The organism is Methanothermobacter sp., from assembly GCA_030055615.1.
Lineage (GTDB): Archaea > Methanobacteriota > Methanobacteria > Methanobacteriales > DSM-23052 > Methanothermobacter_A.
Genome location: JASFYN010000001.1, coordinates 15,476 through 34,186 on the forward strand (window position 1 = coordinate 15,476; position 18,711 = coordinate 34,186).

Annotated in this window: 17 protein-coding genes; 5 read left to right on the forward strand and 12 right to left on the reverse strand. The window is 36.7% G+C overall.

Translation table 11 applies throughout. The features are described from left to right. The first annotated feature begins 21 nt into the window (after positions 1 to 21). Positions 22 to 1,449 (forward strand): DNA-directed DNA polymerase II small subunit, encoded by a 1,428-nt coding sequence (locus QFX38_00090; GenBank protein MDI9623280.1) that lies wholly within the window; start codon positions 22 to 24, stop codon positions 1,447 to 1,449. 29 nt (positions 1,450 to 1,478) lie between these two features. After that, positions 1,479 to 2,039 carry a class II aldolase/adducin family protein gene (locus tag QFX38_00095; protein MDI9623281.1) on the forward strand — a complete coding sequence of 187 codons (561 nt, stop codon included), beginning with the start codon at positions 1,479 to 1,481 and terminating at the stop codon, positions 2,037 to 2,039. An 11-nt stretch (positions 2,040 to 2,050) separates the two neighbouring features. Here the strand turns inward: QFX38_00095 and QFX38_00100 are convergent, their stop codons facing one another. The 3 genes from QFX38_00100 to QFX38_00110 form a co-directional block, all read right to left on the reverse strand. After that, positions 2,051 to 2,299, reverse strand: a complete 249-nt coding sequence (locus QFX38_00100; protein MDI9623282.1) for a UPF0147 family protein — start codon at positions 2,297 to 2,299, stop codon at positions 2,051 to 2,053. Between the two features lie 93 nt (positions 2,300 to 2,392). Then, a complete protein-coding gene (locus QFX38_00105; protein MDI9623283.1) occupies positions 2,393 to 3,352 on the reverse strand; it encodes a cobalamin biosynthesis protein in 960 nt (319 codons plus the stop codon). 17 nt (positions 3,353 to 3,369) lie between these two features. Beyond that, on the reverse strand, positions 3,370 to 4,251 hold the full coding sequence (locus QFX38_00110; protein MDI9623284.1) for a cobalamin biosynthesis protein: 882 nt from the start codon (positions 4,249 to 4,251) through the stop codon (positions 3,370 to 3,372). 92 nt (positions 4,252 to 4,343) lie between these two features. On the opposite strand from QFX38_00110, the gene QFX38_00115 reads away from it, so the two are divergent. Beyond that, the gene (locus QFX38_00115; protein ID MDI9623285.1) at positions 4,344 to 4,823 is read left to right on the forward strand and encodes a DUF2299 family protein; all 480 of its coding nucleotides are present in this window, start codon (positions 4,344 to 4,346) and stop codon (positions 4,821 to 4,823) included. A 1,026-nt stretch (positions 4,824 to 5,849) separates the two neighbouring features. On the opposite strand, the gene QFX38_00120 is transcribed toward QFX38_00115, so the two are convergent. Next, positions 5,850 to 6,017 (reverse strand): hypothetical protein, encoded by a 168-nt coding sequence (locus tag QFX38_00120; GenBank protein MDI9623286.1) that lies wholly within the window; start codon positions 6,015 to 6,017, stop codon positions 5,850 to 5,852. Positions 6,018 to 7,037: 1,020 nt separating this feature from the next. Here QFX38_00120 and QFX38_00125 point away from each other — a divergent pair. After that, positions 7,038 to 8,183, forward strand: coding sequence for an orc1/cdc6 family replication initiation protein (locus QFX38_00125; protein MDI9623287.1), 1,146 nt, complete (start codon positions 7,038 to 7,040; stop codon positions 8,181 to 8,183). A gap of 1 nt (position 8,184) precedes the next feature. Here the strand turns inward: QFX38_00125 and pyrB are convergent, their stop codons facing one another. The 8 genes from pyrB to QFX38_00165 form a co-directional block, all read right to left on the reverse strand. Further along, complete coding sequence (gene pyrB / locus QFX38_00130; protein MDI9623288.1) at positions 8,185 to 9,099, reverse strand: aspartate carbamoyltransferase; 915 nt, start codon at positions 9,097 to 9,099, stop codon at positions 8,185 to 8,187. Between the two features lie 8 nt (positions 9,100 to 9,107). Continuing rightward, a complete protein-coding gene (locus QFX38_00135) occupies positions 9,108 to 9,839 on the reverse strand; it encodes a tRNA (adenine-N1)-methyltransferase (GenBank protein ID MDI9623289.1) in 732 nt (243 codons plus the stop codon). Positions 9,840 to 9,843: 4 nt separating this feature from the next. Next, a complete protein-coding gene (locus QFX38_00140) occupies positions 9,844 to 12,048 on the reverse strand; it encodes a DEAD/DEAH box helicase (GenBank protein MDI9623290.1) in 2,205 nt (734 codons plus the stop codon). 70 nt (positions 12,049 to 12,118) lie between these two features. Continuing rightward, positions 12,119 to 13,291 (reverse strand): aconitase X catalytic domain-containing protein, encoded by a 1,173-nt coding sequence (locus tag QFX38_00145; protein MDI9623291.1) that lies wholly within the window; start codon positions 13,289 to 13,291, stop codon positions 12,119 to 12,121. 1 nt (position 13,292) lies between these two features. Beyond that, positions 13,293 to 14,648 (reverse strand): DHH family phosphoesterase, encoded by a 1,356-nt coding sequence (locus QFX38_00150; GenBank protein MDI9623292.1) that lies wholly within the window; start codon positions 14,646 to 14,648, stop codon positions 13,293 to 13,295. After that, complete coding sequence (locus tag QFX38_00155) at positions 14,614 to 15,015, reverse strand: 30S ribosomal protein S15 (protein MDI9623293.1); 402 nt, start codon at positions 15,013 to 15,015, stop codon at positions 14,614 to 14,616. The genes QFX38_00150 and QFX38_00155 overlap by 35 nt, the downstream gene beginning before the upstream one ends. Next, positions 15,012 to 15,572: an XTP/dITP diphosphatase gene (locus QFX38_00160; protein ID MDI9623294.1), complete on the reverse strand. Its 561-nt coding sequence runs from the start codon at positions 15,570 to 15,572 to the stop codon at positions 15,012 to 15,014. Before QFX38_00160 ends, QFX38_00155 begins: the two co-directional genes overlap by 4 nt. Positions 15,573 to 15,590: 18 nt before the next feature. Next, positions 15,591 to 17,210 (reverse strand): bifunctional N(6)-L-threonylcarbamoyladenine synthase/serine/threonine protein kinase, encoded by a 1,620-nt coding sequence (locus tag QFX38_00165; GenBank protein ID MDI9623295.1) that lies wholly within the window; start codon positions 17,208 to 17,210, stop codon positions 15,591 to 15,593. Between the two features lie 77 nt (positions 17,211 to 17,287). Here QFX38_00165 and QFX38_00170 point away from each other — a divergent pair, with 77 nt between their 5' ends. Next, complete coding sequence (locus QFX38_00170; protein MDI9623296.1) at positions 17,288 to 18,358, forward strand: TIGR00303 family protein; 1,071 nt, start codon at positions 17,288 to 17,290, stop codon at positions 18,356 to 18,358. Positions 18,359 to 18,711 lie beyond the last annotated feature (353 nt).

Sequence of the window (18,711 nt, forward strand, 5' to 3'; positions counted from 1 at the left end):
AATTGTCAAAGATTGGTTATTATGAGCCGAGATATACTTCTGAGACTTGCAGAGGATGGTTTGCTTGTGCAACCTGAAGCCTATGAAAAGATGAAATTGTTAGAGGAAGAAACTATTCTTAATCTTATTGAAAATTTAAAAAGCCAGAGGGAGGATGGTGAACTTTTAATTATAACACCTGAAATTCTTAGCATGGATTCTAGCAGTCAAAAAGTAGATTTAGAAGCCAAAAGGAAAAAGTTTGATTTTAAAATAATTAAGGATACAAGTATGAAATCTTATACAACTGGTGAAATAAAGGATATGGGTGACTACTTTAATAATAGATATAATAAATTAAAAGAAATATTCTTGGGAAGAAGTGAATTCAGGGATCTGATACCTATTTCAAGCGTTTCACCACGTCATGATGTGGTAACTATAATTGGGATGATCCGAGATATTAGAGACACGAAAAATAATCATAAAATAATAGAAATAGAGGATGAAACCGGGGAAATAAACCTTATAGTCTATAAAGAAAATCGTAAATTATTTGAGGAAGCTAACAGACTCGTAAGGGACGAGGTTATTGGAGTTAAGGGGAGTTTAAAGGGGAGATTCGTAATACCATCAGAAATAGTCCATCCAGGTCTACCTAGGATAGAGGAAAAACCCATGGATTTTTCCACAGTTTTCATTTCAGACACCCATATAGGAAGCTCCACATTCTTAGAGGAATCATTCAAAAAGTTCATAAAATGGTTAAACTGTGAACTTGGAACCAAAGAACATGTGAAAATAGCAGAAGATGTTAAATATCTTATCATAGCTGGTGATATTGTTGATGGTATAGGAGTATACCCAAATCAGGAAAAAGAACTCATAATAAAAGATGTGAATGAACAATATGAAGAGGCCGCGAGGCTAATAGGTGAGATAAGGGATGATATAAAGATAATAATAGCTCCTGGCAACCACGACGCCTCCAGGATAGCTGAACCACAACCAGCCATACCCAAAGAGTATGCAAAACCATTATACCAGATAAAAAACATAGAATTCGTAAGCAACCCATCAATAGTGAGCTTAGATGGTGTCAAAGTACTTATATATCATGGTAGAAGCTTTGATGACATGGCAATGACCGTTAACCATTTATCACATGAAAAATCACATCTTATAATGGCTGAACTTTTAGAAAAGAGGCACTTAGCCCCAATTTATGGGGAGAGAACACCAATCGCCTATGAGGTTGAAGACCATCTAGTCATAGATGAAATACCACATATTTTCCATGCAGGACACGTCCATATCAACGCTTACAGAAAATACAAGGGAGTCCACCTCATAAATTCAGGGACATTCCAGTCCCAGACTGAATTCCAGAAAATCTATAATATAGTTCCCACATGTGGCCAGGTACCAGTATTACATAGGGGAGAGATAAAAGTATTACAATTCAATTAAACCATTCTCCACCTATAAGGGGGTATGATGTGAGAGAAAATATAAAAGAGATGGTTAGAGCAGCCCATTACTTGTATAGTAACGGTCTTGTATCAGGGAGCGCAGGTAATATTAGTATCCGCTTAAGTATGGGTGAAATCGCTATAACCCCTACTGGTATTCCCCTTTCACTTGTGACAGAAGAAAATGTAGCTATTGTTAGCATGGATGGGAACAGATTATTAGGAGGGGACCCCTCATCTGAGCTATACCTCCACCTTGGAATCTATAAAGTAAGGGAGGATATAAAAAGTATAGTACATACACATTCACCCTATGCAACCGCCTTCGCTTTCTCAGATAAAAGATTGAAAGGACTTGAAGGTTTCAATGGAGTAGATTTTGTGGAGGAAGTGACATATCATAGGCCGGGTAGTTTAGAATTGGCTAGAGAATGCGCCGAAAAGATAAAAGAAAGTAAGATTTTAATCTTAAAAAATCATGGTATTGTCTGTTGTGGTTCAAATCTCCAAGAAGCAATTCAACTTGCAGAGTTTATAGAAGGAAGTGCTAAGACACAATTCTTAGCCTATATACTTACTAAAATTTAATTAGAGCATGTTCATATTGATTCAAGTTCACTTAAGATTTCCCATATTAGTGTCCTTGCATGTATGGGGATGTTAGGGTCGTTGCTAATCTCATCAAGTATTGATATAACAGTACTTGCCCGGATGGTTACATCTTCTTCCTCATTTTGTAATATTTCATTCGATTCCTCCGCGGCCCTTCTAATATTCCTTGGGACGCTAGTATCCTCCATTATATTCTTTAAAATTTTGGAAACCTTCTCAAAAGTCTTGTCACTCATGTTAAAATCCTCCCTTTCTTTTAAAATAAAAATTTTAATAATACTTTTTCTCAGTGGTTTTATTTTGTTTCACACTCTTTAAAAAACTTTTTCTCAAGATACAGCTATTGCTATCGCAATCCCATTATAAGTTGTTTTTCTTAAAATAAGCCGCGACTTTTTGCCTGCAACATGAAGTGCAGCGGCTTCACACACACTTCCCACACCAAACTTGCCCTCAACGAAACTAGACCTTGAATAAGTATCCTCTAACTTCAAATCATCCAAATCCACGAATTCCAATGGCCTTTTCAAGATTTTTGAAGCATTTATTATACCTTTTTCGCCTTTTTTCATCTCTCCTGTTGCTATGACATCTAACCTTTCAAGTGGAAGATCTAAGAATGATAGAGTCTTTTTTAAACTTTCTATTATCTTTTTTTCATTGATACCTTTTTTCGTGCCTATACCTGCAACAAGCTTATTAGGTTTTATTAAGATTTCATCTTTATCTAGTATTGCCTTAATGGTTTTATCTTCCCCTCTCATTATTATGTAACTCTTCTTGAAAAGCGGATCATCACATAAATATTCTAGGTTTTCAGGGGCCTTGATTATTATTTTTTCACCGTCTAATAATGCCATGTTAAATTTAACTATTTTATCTGTGTTTTTTATATCCCAATAATATTTTTTTGCAAGTGCATCTATACCCATGTAACCATGGACATCTGTAGATGTTGTGATAACTGGCCTCGCGTTTATTAAATTTGCTATTTTTAATGCTAAATCATTTGCTCCCCCTAAATGTCCTGAAATTAAACTTATAACATGCTTTCCAGCATCATCCATGACAATAATTGCGGGGTCTTCTTTTTTATCTGATAAGAGTTTGCAGATACTCCTAACCATTATACCAATGGCCATTATACCAATAATCGCATCATAATCCTTAAATATTTTTTTGAGAGTTTTTTTAACATTTTTATGGAAAATATCAATTTGAAGTATTCTTGGATCTTGCGAAAGTTTGCTTTTAAGTTGTTTCGAGATTTCTAAACCGTTTTTTGTCACTGATAAAAGTGCTATTTTCAGATTAACACCCCCAGGATTATGATGGGTAATATGAACAATGATATGGTAACATATGATAGTTTTAATGCATCAGCAATGGCTGATGTTTTTGGTCGATTGTTTTCGTCGCCTATTATGTATACACCTGGTTTTTCTAATCTGATATTGAGAGCTCCGGCAGCGGCAGCCATGGGGTAACCAGAATTGGGACTGGGAGTTAATTTACTGTCACGTAACATGATCTTCAAGCTTTTTTTCCAATCCATTCTTAATATGAAAGCTGCGGCTACTATGAGGAGTCCTGTTATCCGCGCGGGTATATAATTTAGTATATCATCTGTCTTTGCAGGGAACCATCCAATGGAACGATTTTGCTCGTCTTTGTAGCCTACCATAGCATCCAATGTATTAATAACCCGGTATCCTATTGCTCCTGGGAGTCCTAGTATCATGAAAAATATTATGGGGGATATTATGGAATCTGTTATGTTTTCTGTTAAACTTTCTATTACCGCAGATGTAAGCTGTTCCTTGTTAAGTTTAGATGTATCTCTGCTTACTAAATTCGAAATATGTAAACGGGCTTTTCCAATATCATTTTCAAGTTCATTTTTTGCTTCTTTTATCGATTTAAAGAAGAATCTGATGGAAAATGTTATAGAAAACAAAAAAGATGATACCAGGATCTTTAATAGCCAAGGTAAAAGGTTGATGAATAAAATTGGAATAATAAATGCCAAGAAGATTATGGAAGTTAGTATTATTCCCGATATTTTCTTTTTTCCAAATTTGTACTTCAATTTTTCAGTTATTCTACCCATCCATACTACTGGGTGGAAATAAACTGGTGGTTCTCCTAGTAGAATATCTATTAAAATTCCAAGTATGAATACTTCCATATTATTAAATATGATAAAATTCCCCTCCCTCGAGAAAATTTTCCTTGCCTCCAATTATATATTATACTATGACAATATTTTAGGAGGAGAAGGTGATAATTTTGGAGAGTAAAATAAAACGATGGCTCACTGAAGAAGGTCTTCTAGGGCAGATAGTAGATGATGAAAACGCCAATTTCCATTTCATTGTAAATTACCCAGAAGACCATGTAATAGATGTCATACAACCAAAGGGTAAAAAAGATCTAGTATTGGTTGCATGTGCCACGAGCGTAAGCCCCGAACATTTATCAAAGATCCGGGAATTAAGCGAATCCAAAAGGGAAGAGTTTCTTTGGCAGATCAGATTCTCCTTGAACAAATTTCTCGTGGACTTCCAATTAGAACATCCAAGAAACATCCTAGAAAGTTATCTTGTAACTGATGAGATTTACAATGATGCATTAACTAAAGATAGACTAATATCTACCATCAAAAAAGTATTTAAAGCCAAATTACATGTTTTATGGCTCATACAGAAGAGATTCGGAGAAAAAAAGGGTGAATTACCTGAAGATGCAATGTATGTATAGACCAGAGAGAGGGGTGCATTTCAAGTGTAAAATTTGGAAGAGCCCCCCCCATAATAATGGGAGAGGGGTGCATTTCAAGTGTAAAATTTGTTGAGGGTGAAATTTACACTTGAAATCTATCTGACTGCAACAAACTATCCTTCACAAAATGAAGGGATTATTTGGGTTGGAGTAAATTTCACGTTTTTTAGTTTTATCTGACAATTCTGGGGGGTTCTTTCACTCACTACACTTGCCTTGCTCAATTATGAACTGTTTTATTTGATTATTTTAAATATCCCATGAAATAATATCTCACTACCAAAACCAAACCTTGAAAGGGATTTAATGTTTTATATCTCTTCATCCTAACATTTTTACTTGAAGATATTATCATAACCCTAATGCGAATTTCCACGCATTCATTATAAAGTAATTGGGTAGTTGATTAATATATTTCACTCAAATTTCAATAATTTTAAGTTATAAGCTTTGAGATTAAATACTAGACACATTCTTTTTTCCCCGAATTTCTTCAACTAACACTTCCATTGTAACTACACGAGCAAGAGAACTTATTATCATCGGAATAAGAGAAGGCAAAAGAATCTCAACATGATCCTTTAAAGCTGGAAAAATAAATTGATTCCAATTATTATTGATAAAACATAATATTTAATATCCTTTTATAAGCCCCGTGAAAAGTCAACAGGTTTCTTCTTTCAAAGCTTTTATTTTTTGATAGGTTTTCGCCACATTTTTTACAAAAACTTTGCAGTGGTTAAATTTCTGATTCCACAACCTGGACAAATAAAACTCTTTCCATCATGACTTATTGATTTCATTAAAATTTATACTCTTGATGGAGATCGATATTATCTTGGTTATTTTTGCTTTTTCCTCTCCTTTCCGGTGATCTATTATGCATTTTTTCTAATTGGGACTTTTTCCTTTCTTTTTTTCTAATTTCTTAAGTGTGGGGTGTTAATTTCTTAATTTTATTAAGTTCAGTGTAGTGGTTTGTTTATATGGTTTGTTTGGGGGCTTTTAGTGTTTGGTGGAATTTAAGTTATGGGTTTTTGCTTCGATTATTTTTCCATTCTCCGTTTTTTTGATTTTGAATTCCCATGTTTCTTCTTTATGGGTTTCTCCTTCTACTACTTCAAAAATTTGATGAATGACGTTGTATGATGTATCGAGACTTGTAAATTCCATGAGAGTTTTGTTAACTTTGACTTCACTGTTACCTCATTTGGACTTGATAAGACTATATCTAAAATTTTTGGGTATTCATAAATATAACAACGGGCGCCTATCTCCAAATTACGACTCATTCGTAGTCTAAATATTCATTAATTAGCACTTTTATCTTCTTTCGTTATTCCTTGATATACGACCCAAAATTATTAAAACTGAAACTATAAGAATAGGAAAGATTATATTCTTCAATGTACATCCTCCCATAAGATATGTATTTTGCGATTTGGAGGTATAGAACTTTTAGTTACTGTATTTTAAAAGGATTTTTTTAGGAAAATGGTGCTTTAGATATGTCAACGAACTGTAGCTTTTAAACGGTCAAATAATTAAATGAATTGAGCATGCAATTTTTTCAAATTTTTGCTTGAGAATTTCTATCGTACGAAAATACTGATTTGTAGAGCTTCTCCACCATCTTTTACAAAATTTTTTCATTGACTTTTCTGACATGCTATGATATAATTTTTCTGTGATTTTATTTATTGGCTATTTTCAGCGATATATTATCATCTTATGATCTCTAATTTTCCATTTACAAGTGTAGATATTTATAAAATTTTTCATTTCTTCATTTTTTTTCTGTGCATGGAATTTTTAAGGTTTTAAAATCATTCTTTTGGATTAATTTAATGTTTTCTAGCAAGAAGTCTCATAAGCTTTTTTTACTATTAAATATGAAGAATATTCTTGAAGAATTACTATTTTTATATGAGTGTTACACTTGAAATGTATCTCTCTGTTTAGGTGGGGGTGCTCATTTTTCCTTGTTACACTTGAAATGTATCTCTCTCTCTATTGTAATATTTTTATAGTATATTTTTAATAAAAAGTTTTATGTAATATTGTTGAGGAAAAGATACACTTGCAATATAACGGTTTCATGTGTTTTAAACGGGTGGGGGTACGTTATTAAAGTCATTTGATTCTTACAAGTGGAGCCCAAAGAGTTCCTAAAATTTTATTAGAAGTGGTATCATGAATGTGTTCGATGAATTAGAAGGTAGAAAGTCAGTTTTTAAAGATAGAAGATTTTTGGATCATAGGTTTTTACCGGATAAGCTACCTCACCGTGAAGAACAAATAAGGGCTATAGCTAAGTATTGGGTGGAAGCACTTAGGGGTGTTACGCCACCAGATATCACAATCTATGGGAAGACAGGAACTGGTAAAACTGCAGTGGCTAAATTTGCCATGAAACAGCTTAATGAAGCATCTAAGAATTCTGATGTTAATGTGAGGACAGAATATATACGTTGTACAGATTACACTACGGAGTATCAAGTTTTGGCAAGATTGTGTCAGCAGTTTGGTAGGGATGTTCCTTATCGTGGATGGACAAAAGCAGAAGTCATAAATACTTTTAGGAGTCTTTTTAAAAAAAATGTTTTTGGACAAGACCTCATACTCATTGTAGTGCTTGATGAAATAGATATTTTACTTAAAAATGATGGAGATGGCCTATTATATACTCTTACACGTACTGATAATGTTTCAATACTTTCAATTAGTAATTATGTAGATTTTAAAAAATTCATAAAACCGAGGGTAAGGAGTAGTTTAAGGGATCGTGAAATTGTTTTCCCACCATATGCCGCGCCACAATTAGTTGATATACTTAAAGAGCGTTCTAAATTATCATTCAAGGAAGGAGTGCTTGAGGACGATGTTATACCATTATGCGCTGCTTTAGCCGCCAAGGAAGAAGGTGATGCTCGTTATGCTCTTGACCTTTTAAGAACTGCAGGGGAAATAGCAGACGAACAAGGTTCTAATGTCGTTAGAGGGGAATTTGTGAGAGAAGCAAAGGATTATATTGAACATAATAAAGTCACTGATATTATAATGACACTTCCAAGTCAACAACAGAGAGTATTAGAAGCAATACTTTATCTCACCAAAAGAGGTGAAGAAATAACATCAGGCAGGCTTTATGAAATTTACAAGAAGATATCGCAGGGAGATTCTGTATCATATAGACGAATATTTGACTTCGTTAACGAATTAGAATTATTAGGACTCATATCTACCAATACTGTCTCAAAGGGCAGAGGAAAGGGCAGGACCAATATTATAAAGTTGCAGTGCGATACATCAGTCCTTGAAAATGCCCTTTGGATGTGATCTATTTTATAAGCGCTTTTAGGAGGGCCATTCTCACTGGCACGCCATAGAATGCTTGTTGGAAATATTTGCACTGTGGCATATTATCAACGTCAACTGATATTTCATCTACGCGGGGGAGTGGATGCATTACTATAACATCTTTACCATTTAGCATTTTAGCGTCTATTCGATATGCACCTTTGATTTTAGAGTATTCCTCTGGGTCTGGGAACCTCTCCTTTTGTATCCTTGTCACATAGAGTACATCTACATCATCTATAACCTCTGCAATTTTAGTGGTTTCATGGACAGATATATTTTGTTCTTTAAGATCATGAATAATGTCACGTGGCATTTTAAGTTCTTTTGGGGATACAAATATCATATCCACATTGAACATGGCAAGTGCATATGCAAGTGAGTGAACTGTCCTACCATATTTAAGGTCGCCGATTAGGGCTACTTTTAGGCCTTCTATATTCTTGAATATCCTTTGCATGGTGTAGAGGTCTAGGAGTGTCTGTGTGGGGTGTTGGCCTGCCCCATCCCCTGCATTTATGACTGGTATATCTATGATGTCTGAGATGTAACGGGCTGCTCCTTCTGCGTTGTGTCTTATTACGATTGCATCGGCGTAACATGCGACCACTCTTGCAGCGTCTGCTAGTGTTTCTCCTTTGGTGGCTGAACTTTCAGCGGCTTCTGAGAAGCCTATTACACTTCCTCCTAGCCTTTTCATGGATGCTTCGAATGATAGCCTTGTCCTGGTTGATGGTTCATAAAACATCATTCCTAGTATTTTACCTGATAGGATCTTTGAGGTTTTTTGGGAGCGGGCGATGGGCTCCATTTTTTCCGCTTCTTTTAATATGAATTTGATGTCCTTTTTTGTGAAATCTTTTATTGATATGACATTTTCTAATTGGAAGCCCATTTGATCACCTATATTTTTCGGGTGAATGTTAGGTAACCTGTATGTCCTATCATTCGTGTGCGGGGTCTTGTACCTTTCTTTTTTATTTCAATTTCTCTTGTAATAACTTCGATAGTTTTTATCTCTTTAAATCTACACTTTTTAGCTTTTTCATGGATGATTTTAACAGGTTCTATGTATGGATTGTAGAATACAAGCCATCCTCCATCTTTTAGGGCGTTCTTGGCGTCTTCAATGATCTCCCATGACTTTGGGAGGTCGAGGAATATGAGATCTAGGTTTTTCTCTTCTATACCTTTTTTTATATCTTTATTTTTAAGGATTATATTTTTCATCCCGGAATTTTTGATATTCTTTTCTGCTAATTTTGCGAAGTCTTCTCTTATCTCATAGGTGTATACTTTGCCTGTGTCCCCCACTATATTTGCGAGTGTTAGTGCAACACTTCCTGAACCTGTACCTGCATCTAATACTCTTTGGCCGCTTCCGAGGCCTGTATATGAAATAACTATTCCAATGTCCTTGGGGAGGATGATTGATGATCTTCTTTCCATTAGTTCTATGAAATCATTGATATTGGCTTCTATTACTTTGAATTTCTTCCCAAGGTGTGTTTTCAGTTCATCTCCTGGGAGGCTCTTTTCTATTTTTTCTTTTTTTATTATTCCAAGGTCTGTTTGGAGGTCTTCACCCATTTGGGGCATGTATTTTTTACCTCTTTCATCTATTAGAATTTTCAATTCATCACCCTTCGAATTCGGAGTCTAGGACTTTGCGAATTTCCTGTGCTATTTTTTCACCTATGCCCTCTACTTTTTTCAGTTCTTTTTCTGAGGCGTTTACTAAGTTTTTTATTGTTTTGAAATGTTTGAGGAGTTTTCTCGCGTTCACGGAGCCTATGTATGGTAATGATTCTACAATAAATAGTTGTCTTTCTTTTAGAGTTAATGGTTTTTTTTCAGTTCTTATTTGTATCTCTACCTTTTCTTTTGATTGTTCACGGATTGCTATCCTTTTTATCATGGCCGCGGTATCTTCTGGTGATCTTGTTGGGATTATGGGTATTCCGAAGTCCACCGCGATGGATGCTATGGCTCCTCTTATGGCATTTGGGTTGATGAAGGCTGAGTAGAGGTCTTCACCCTCTAGTATCATGATGGGTTTTTTAAATTCCTTTACAAGTTCTCTTGCTTGTTTGTAGAGTCTTTTGTCAATGAGGGAATTTATGAAATCTTGTGTTGTCTTTCTTTCTATGGCAACTTTGTCGCTGATTTGGTAATCTGCAACTGCCATTGGTTTTATGATTACTTCAACGTCCATTCTAGTTAATTCTCTTAGAACTCGTGAATTGACTTCTCTGGAATCAGCATAGACAATATATTTATCTTTCAAGGTCTTTTGTTGTTCTATATTTCCTGGTTTTATCTCTATTTCCATGTTTTTAGCTTTCTGGAGGTGTTTTTTCATTTTATTTTCTTTGCGGATACTTGACCAATAGTATGCTTCGTCTCGGGTTTTTTCTGTTATCATAACCATCATGCGGCCCATTTTTTTCCTCCCGGTACGGCCACGTCTTTGTATCATTCTTATCTCTGATGGTACGGGTTCGTATAGGATTACGAGGTCTACAGCTGGTATGTCCATTCCTTCTTCCGCGACACTAGTTGAGATAAGAATGTCATATTTTCCTATGCGGAATGCTTTTATGATTTCTTTTTGTTCTTTTTGTGTTAGGCCTTTGGTACCGGTTCTGGTGCCTTGTCCGTAAAATTTAGCTGCGTTTATTTTTTCTTCTTGGCATTTTTTGTATATTTGTTCGACGGTGTCTCTGAATTGTGTGAATACTATGATTCTTTTTATGTCTTCTTTTTTAAGCTCTTTTTTAAGTATTTTAATTAGTTTGTCAAGTTTTGGGTGTTCTATTCCTCTTTTGTATGCTCTTCTTGTTTCTATCATTGCACGTGAGAAGTTTGGATCTGCTATGAGGCTTTTAGCCGCTTTTGTACTCTTTTTTTGCAATCTTAGGAAGTAGTGGTGTAGTGTGCTTATGCCTTGTGTTTCTAGGAGTTCTATGGCATGTTCTATGTTGATGGCTGCGGCTAATAATGATATTCCAATGTAGTACTTTTTTGGCGGGTTTGTTGTTTTTGCGATCGTGTTTTGGAGTTTTCCCCTGGCTTTGAGCAAGTCTTTTTTTGTTACGGTTATTGTTGGTATGATGTGGAGGTGTTTTAGCATTTTTAGTCGGTGTTTGCGGGCTTTTTCCAAGTGTTTTTTTATATTTTTCAGGGTGCTTCCCATTTTAACTTTTATCCATTCTATTTCTATGGGATTGAAATAGGGTGATACATCAGGATCGTCTTCCGTTTTTATAATGATTTCTTTTATGAAGAGGTTTTTGCATACGTTTTCTATTTTTTCTTTTTCAAATCCGGGGGATGCTGTTAGTCCTAGTATGAGTGGGTTTTGGGCTTCTTGTTGGTAGCGTGATGCTAGATATACATAGGAGTATGAGCCTATTGCATGGTGGCATTCATCAAAAACCAAGAGTGAAACATCTTTGAGGTTATATCTTCCATTTATTATGTCGGATTCAACTGTTTGGGGTGTTGCACATATTATCCTGGATTCTTTCCAACGTTTAACACGTTCTGTGGGGTTGATGGCTCCTGTGATGGATGTGCATGGTACTGTTAAGAACTCTTTAAAGCTGTCTTCATGTTGTATTGTGAGGGGTTTGCTTGGTGCGAGAATTAGGATTTTTGATTTTTTATATTTTTGTAATCTTTCGGCAGCTACTAGCACAGCTATAACGGTTTTACCTAGGGCTGTTGGGGCTACTATCATTGAATTGCCCTTTTTTAGCACGTCTGCTGCAATTTTTTGTTGATATAATCTTGCTTCGATTTTTTCTGGTTTTATGAGAGGATGTTCAATATATTTTGCCATGGATTTTTCTATGATATATCCGTTTATATAATGGTTTCAAGCTCCACACTTAAAACTTATAAATTATAAGTTATAATCCTATTAATGTTCTCCAATCATCAAAAACAACATCAACCCCGCACATACCAGGAACATAATTAGCCGCCTTAGCTGAATCAACACCAACCACTTCAAAACCAAGATCTTCAATAGGAGACACAACCATACAAGTATCAGAGACCATAACTCCACCAGACCCCTCTATAATATCACTATACCCCATTCGATCCGCAGCAACTTTAAGAGCATGAGAAGTACAAACCCAAAGATCGCATGAAAGATTCTGACGTCGCAAATGACGGGCCAACAACCTAATTTCATCTAATGAATAATGGGGGCAACCAACACATATTAAATCCGGTTTATCATTAGTAGTGGAAAGCTCATCCATAGAATCTTTAAGGGACGCGCTGTCAACAGATATTTTATCCTCAAATTCACATGCAACCGCGGAAGTTAAACCCTCTACATAATATAATGCAATAGCACCCGAAGATGCGAGTGCAGCGCCCAATGATTTAAATTCATCACTTGAAGGCCGCCCATGAAACTGGAAATTAGGGACACCATCCCCTACAATTTTACCAACATGGTATCCAAGAACACCATACTCATAACCTTCTATGGGATCCTCAACCTTCACGAGAATATTAGCAGTTCTATTTTCATCCAAGTGATAACCATAAGCAGGTGTTCTTCCACAAATAGCGGCCGCAAGGGCACTAGGACCTCCTTCCCTATTAGTCCTCGCCCCCAGAATAGAATTTGCATATATGACGGCTGAAGATTCTGACCAAGCTATATGGGAGCCTCTTGTTGGAATGTTCCCAATAAGGTATGGGGTGCAAGTGCAAGTGTTCATCACATCCATTTTAGTATAGGCATCTATAATCCTATATTGTCTATCTGCAAATTCTCTTGAAAATCCCAACTCATGCCACTTATCTAAATCCATACCTGCAGGATTCAAGCTGCTTTGAACCTTCACCCTCGCAGAGGGATCCTTTGAAAGTTCTTCTAAATATTCTAATCCAGCATCTCCAATTGTTTTATAAGAAACACCCGAAATCTGGGCCGAGGATATCTTTACCATCTTCTCGGCCCCGTAAATGTCACCAAGGGCTACTAAAATTTTCATGCTTTTTTCAACAGCTTCACCATATTCTCCGTCATACATTTTTTCTTCATGGGCTGTGAGATACATCCTAGCTCTCCTTTTTCTGAGTTCCAATTATATTATCTACAAGGCGCAAAAAATTTTCAAGCTCCCTATAAGGGATCATGGCCCCGGCCGCTATGTCATGGCCTCCACCTGTACCCCCGAAGTTTGAGGATGCATCCCTGAGGGCCCTTCCAAGGTCGACACCCTTTTTAATCATGTTTTGGGTGGCCCGTGCAGAAACTTTTACTTGATTGTCCATCCTTGAAAGGGCGAGTATGGGTAAGTTGGGATCTGATAATCCTAAGGAGAATGATATGCTGGCTATGGTTCCCATCACGCCTTTGAGGGCTTTTTCTTTCGTGTAAATGTATTGTATGTGTTCCATTTTCTTTGGTCTTTCCCTTTTGATCCATTCAAGGCCTTTTATGATATCTTCACGATACTTTCTTTGAAGGTTTAAAGCTTTTTCTAGGGATTTTTCTTCTTCACCGAGGCATATTCCTATGGCCAGACCATATTCTTTATTTTTGCCACAGGCGTCTAAAAGTTTCGCGAAATCTGAAAGGTATCTTATAGTTAATGGAAGTCTTTTGTCTGTGAAGACTTGTCCAAATATGTCCGGGTTTATTTTAATTAATTCATTTTTTAAGGTGTCTTTTTCTTCGGCTGCGAGGTCTTGGAATCTTATGGCATATGATACTCCTATTTTTTCGAGGAATTCCTTGGAACCTTCTATGTTGGCTGTTATACCTGGAAGTATGGGGTTGAATGTATATGCAAGGGCTTTGTATAATGGTTCGTCGTATCTTGATGCTATCCTAAGATCTTCATGAGTTTGCACTGAACCGTTTTTGAGCCCTTCTTCCATTATGAAACGGTTCATGCCTATAAACTCATTAAAGTATTGCATGTCACCGAAGGCACCTACCAAGGCAAATGATGCGAGTGATTTTTCTAAGCCCCTTATTATCAAGTAGGCGGCTCCTGAGGCACTGAGTTCGCGGCTTCCATCAAACCCGAATAAATGGGGGTTGACATGGATTATATTAGTGTCTATAGTAGAATCTGTAGGTTGGTGATGGTCTGCTATTATAACATTTCCATGGAGGCGTGAAAGGGCAGGTAAATTGGCACTGCCCATGTCGCAAAAAAAGAAAATTTGATATCTTTCGTTTGAGAGTTTTTTTATGAAGTTATCAGTTAATCTGGAAATGATGGAAATATGGAATTGGCCATTTCTGGTGGAAATGGCTTTACCTATCATGCCAGCTGCTGAAAGGCCGTCCGCATCATTATGTGATATGATGCGTATGATATCTCCTTTATCTAAGTGTTCTTTAAGTATTTTGCAAGCTTCATCGCCTCTATTTAACAATGAGCGCTGCTTTTTCTGGGTCATATTTCCATCCTTCTGGTAGTACACCCTTTCTCACGTAATATTTTACTAGTCGTCTGATTTTCGATTCAACGAGTTGCAGTCCTCTCCGGGTGTGAAGGTCTTTTGGGTGTTCTTTTAAGTGTTCTCTGATGTTAACAGCTTTTTTCATGAGGTTTATTAGATCCTCTGGGTACTCTAATTTTATATCATGCTTTTCTAGGATCTCTGTTATCTTCATTCCTGTTATTGATTTGACGTTTGGGATCCCATATTGGTCCCTTAGGATTATACCTATTTTACTAGGAGGGTTTCCTTCCCTGTATAATTTTATTATTAGTTCTTCTATTTCTTCATTGGAATATTCAACCCAATCTGGTTTTATCTTCATAGGATCACCTCTCTTTTGTACCATTTTGCAAATTTTCTGAAAGATTTGCTTCTGTGGGATATTTTATTCTTCTCTTTTCTGGTTAGTTCCCCGAAGGTTTTATTTTTTCCTTCTGGGTAGAATATAGGGTCAAATGCGAAGCCTTTATTTCCCCTTTCTTTAAATCCTATTTTGCCTTTCACCACGCCTAGAAAAGTCTCGGGTTCGGTGTCGGGTGCACAGTACCCTACAACCGACCTGAACTCGGCGTAGCGATCATCTATGTTTTCCATTAATTTGAGGATGCCCTTGTTACCGATGGTATCTTGTACATATGCTGAATATGGTCCTGGAAACCATTTTAGAGCCCTTATAAATAATCCTGCATCCTCTACGATGACGGGTTTTCTAAGGAGTTTCGCAGCATACTTTGCACCATATTTTGCCACTTCTTCGAGTGTGCCTTGGAGTTCTGGGTATTCGATGTCTGCTTGTTCTACTTGTATACCAAACTCCCTGAAAATCCCTTTTGCTTCTAATACCTTATGTTTATTACCTGTTATAAATGTTATCTTCATCTTAATCTACCTTACGAATTATGTGTAGCGTCCCCTATCTTCTATCTCTTTAATCTTTGATTCTATTTCGATGGATGATTTCTTTTCATAGCCTTTGAGAACCTTTTTGAAACATTCTTGCCATATATTATAATGGGTGCTTTTAAGGGCTTTTTTTAAGACTAGAAGGTCAACTCCCCTATCTTCTGTTTCTTTTGAAAATTTTCCAAGGCCAAAGTCGATGAAAACAAGATCATTACCTTTCATGATAATATTAGAGGTTGTAAGATCTCCATGGATGATCCCATGCTCATGGAGTTTGGCTATATTTTCTCCAATAATTTCACAGATTTTTTTCCTTTCATTAGGGTTTAGATCTTCTATGATGTCATTTAATGGTTTCCCTGCGATATTTTCCATTTTAATGGAGGTTTTTTTAAGGTTTATGTCGAATAAAAGAGGTGTTAGAACACCACACTTTTTTGCTTCATTGAATAGTTTAGCTTCATTTCTTGTACGAGATCTTCTAAGATCTTCATCAATTTCTTTTATGCGATAATCCTTCTTTATCCTCTCTTTTACTATTACATTGTGGTGGAGCCAAGTTCCATTGTAAATGTTCGCTTCAGCACCCTTCGCCTTAAGATGACTAGGCAATTCTAATTTTTCCTTGGTTTCTTCCATCCAGGGTATGTCAACTTGGTCTGTCCTGTAACGTTGAATGATAGTTGTATCCTCTATAGGATCCGGTCCTTTATACTTGTATGTGAGTTGACCTAGCCATGCTATCATAGCGCCATTGTCTCCGCAATATTCTGGTGGGGGTATGAAAAATTTAGCATAATGTCCATTACACATTTTTTCTAACATAGACCTTAATCTTTTGTTCACTGCTACTCCACCACAAAGTAGAACTTCCCTCTTCTTTGTATGGGCAAGGGCCCTTTCTGTAACCTCTACAAGCATTGAAAATGCTGTCTCTTGGAGACTATAACAAAGATCTTCAAGTTCTGCGCCAGCCTCATATTTTCTAAGGGCTGCTGTGAGTAAACCTGAGAATGCTAGATCCATTCCCTTAACAGTATATGGCAGTTTGATATAATTTGAGGATTTTTTGGCTAATTCTTCGATTTTAGGGCCGCCTGGATGTCCCATTCCCACTTCACGGCTGAATTGGTCTAACATGTTCCCTATGGCTATGTCTAGGGTTTCCCCGAAAACCCTGTAACGGTTTTCTTCGAATGCTATAACCTGGGTGTTCCCACCACTTACATAAAGTGAAACTGGATCTTTAGCGCCTGTGGTAAGTCTCCCGATTTCTATGTGCCCTATGCAATGGTTGACCCCTACTATAGGTATATCCAATGTTAATGCTATCGTTCTTGCTGCTGTTGCAACGGTTCGAAGGGCCGGTCCAAGTCCGGGGCCGCGTGAAAAAGCTACCAAGCTGATGTCTCTGGCTTCAACCCCGGCCTCTTCGAAAGCCTTTTTTAAAAGTTCTGGTATATGTTTTGAGTGATGTTCAGCGGCTTCCCTTGGATGTATTCCACCGGTACTTGGGATTAATGATTTTCCGGTTGAAGATAAGATATTGCCTTTATCATCCACTATACCGATACCTGTTTTTTCTGCTGTTCCTTCTATGCCTAAACATAACATTTTTGACCCCATTATCTTAAGATAAAAGTGATTATATATTTCGTTTAAAATAAGTTTTCACAAAAGGAGTGAGAGTAATGTTCAAAGAATTGAAGGTTTATGGGTCTGAAGATTTCCTCCATGAAGTAAAGGATAAGAAACCATTATTTCTATGTGTACTTGCAACTACAGCCACTTCACATATCCCAGGTATAACAGGGGCTGGTGCTAGTCCCGATCTTACAGAATATACTCCAGCAGCTGACGTTGAATTGATAGTCCATGAAGCCCCCCTATGTCTTCCCGAAATACCTAAGACTGTAGTGGAAGGAGGATCAACACCCACTCCAGCAGTAATAACAAAAGCATGCATAGAATTGGCTGATATACCATTCCTTGTAGCAGATGCAGGTGCTCGGATAAAACCTAATCTACCATATATCCTTATCAATGAAAAACCAGGAGATGACATACGCACTGGGAAGGCTGTGGATAATCCGAGAAAAATATTTGAAAATGGTAAAATGCTTGGAAAGATGTTATCTGGCCTAACAGAGCATCTCATAATAGGTGAAAGCACACCCGCGGGCACCACCACAGCACTGGGAGTTTTAACGGCCCTAGGGTATGATGCAAGTTTTAAAGTGAGCGCAAGTCTTCCTGAAAACCCACATAATCTTAAAAGGGACGTGGTCAAGGAAGGATTAAAGAATGCTGGTATAAAATGGGGTGAGAAGGTTGAGGATCCATTTAGGGCTGTTGAGGCTGTTGGGGATCCTATGATACCTGCTATAGCTGGTATATGCATGGGAACTGATATACCTATTACTTTAGCTGGTGGAACTCAGATGACGGCCATATGCGCTTTTATCAAAGCCATTGAGGAAGACTTTGATTTTTCAAGGACGCCCATCGCAACAACAATTTTTGTGGCCGAGGATGAAACATCAAATATTAATCAGATAGTTGGGCAGATAGATGATATAACAATCTATGCTGTGGATCCTGGTTTTGAAAAAGCTACACATAAAGGTTTGCATGGTTATCTCACAGGATCTGTTAAAGAGGGTGTTGGTGCGGGTGGCATGCTACTTGAAGCTCTTTTAAAGGGTGTGAGCATGGACGCCATAAGGGATAAGATTGATGAATTATGTCACAAGTTATTTTAAGGTTTTTCAAGAGCTTGAAACCATCAAATCCAATTTTAATAATCGCGCTGTTATTTTATATAGGGGGTTTTGTTTCCTATTTTTTTATAAAAACTTTTAATTTTGGCTTTTTAACAGGAGATTTTGTCGTATATTTCAAACCACATCCTATAACATGGGATTATGTTAGAATTCAATTTATAAATTATCTTGGGGGCGTGGCTTTTAATATATTTATTTCGAATGTATTGATACTATTTTTTTGTATATTTTTGGGTTTTCCCATTATTAGTGCTGTATTTTTAAATCTTATAGGATTTTCTGGTGTTTTATTGAATGTTTTGATTTCTCGTTTTGGACTTAAGGGGTTGATA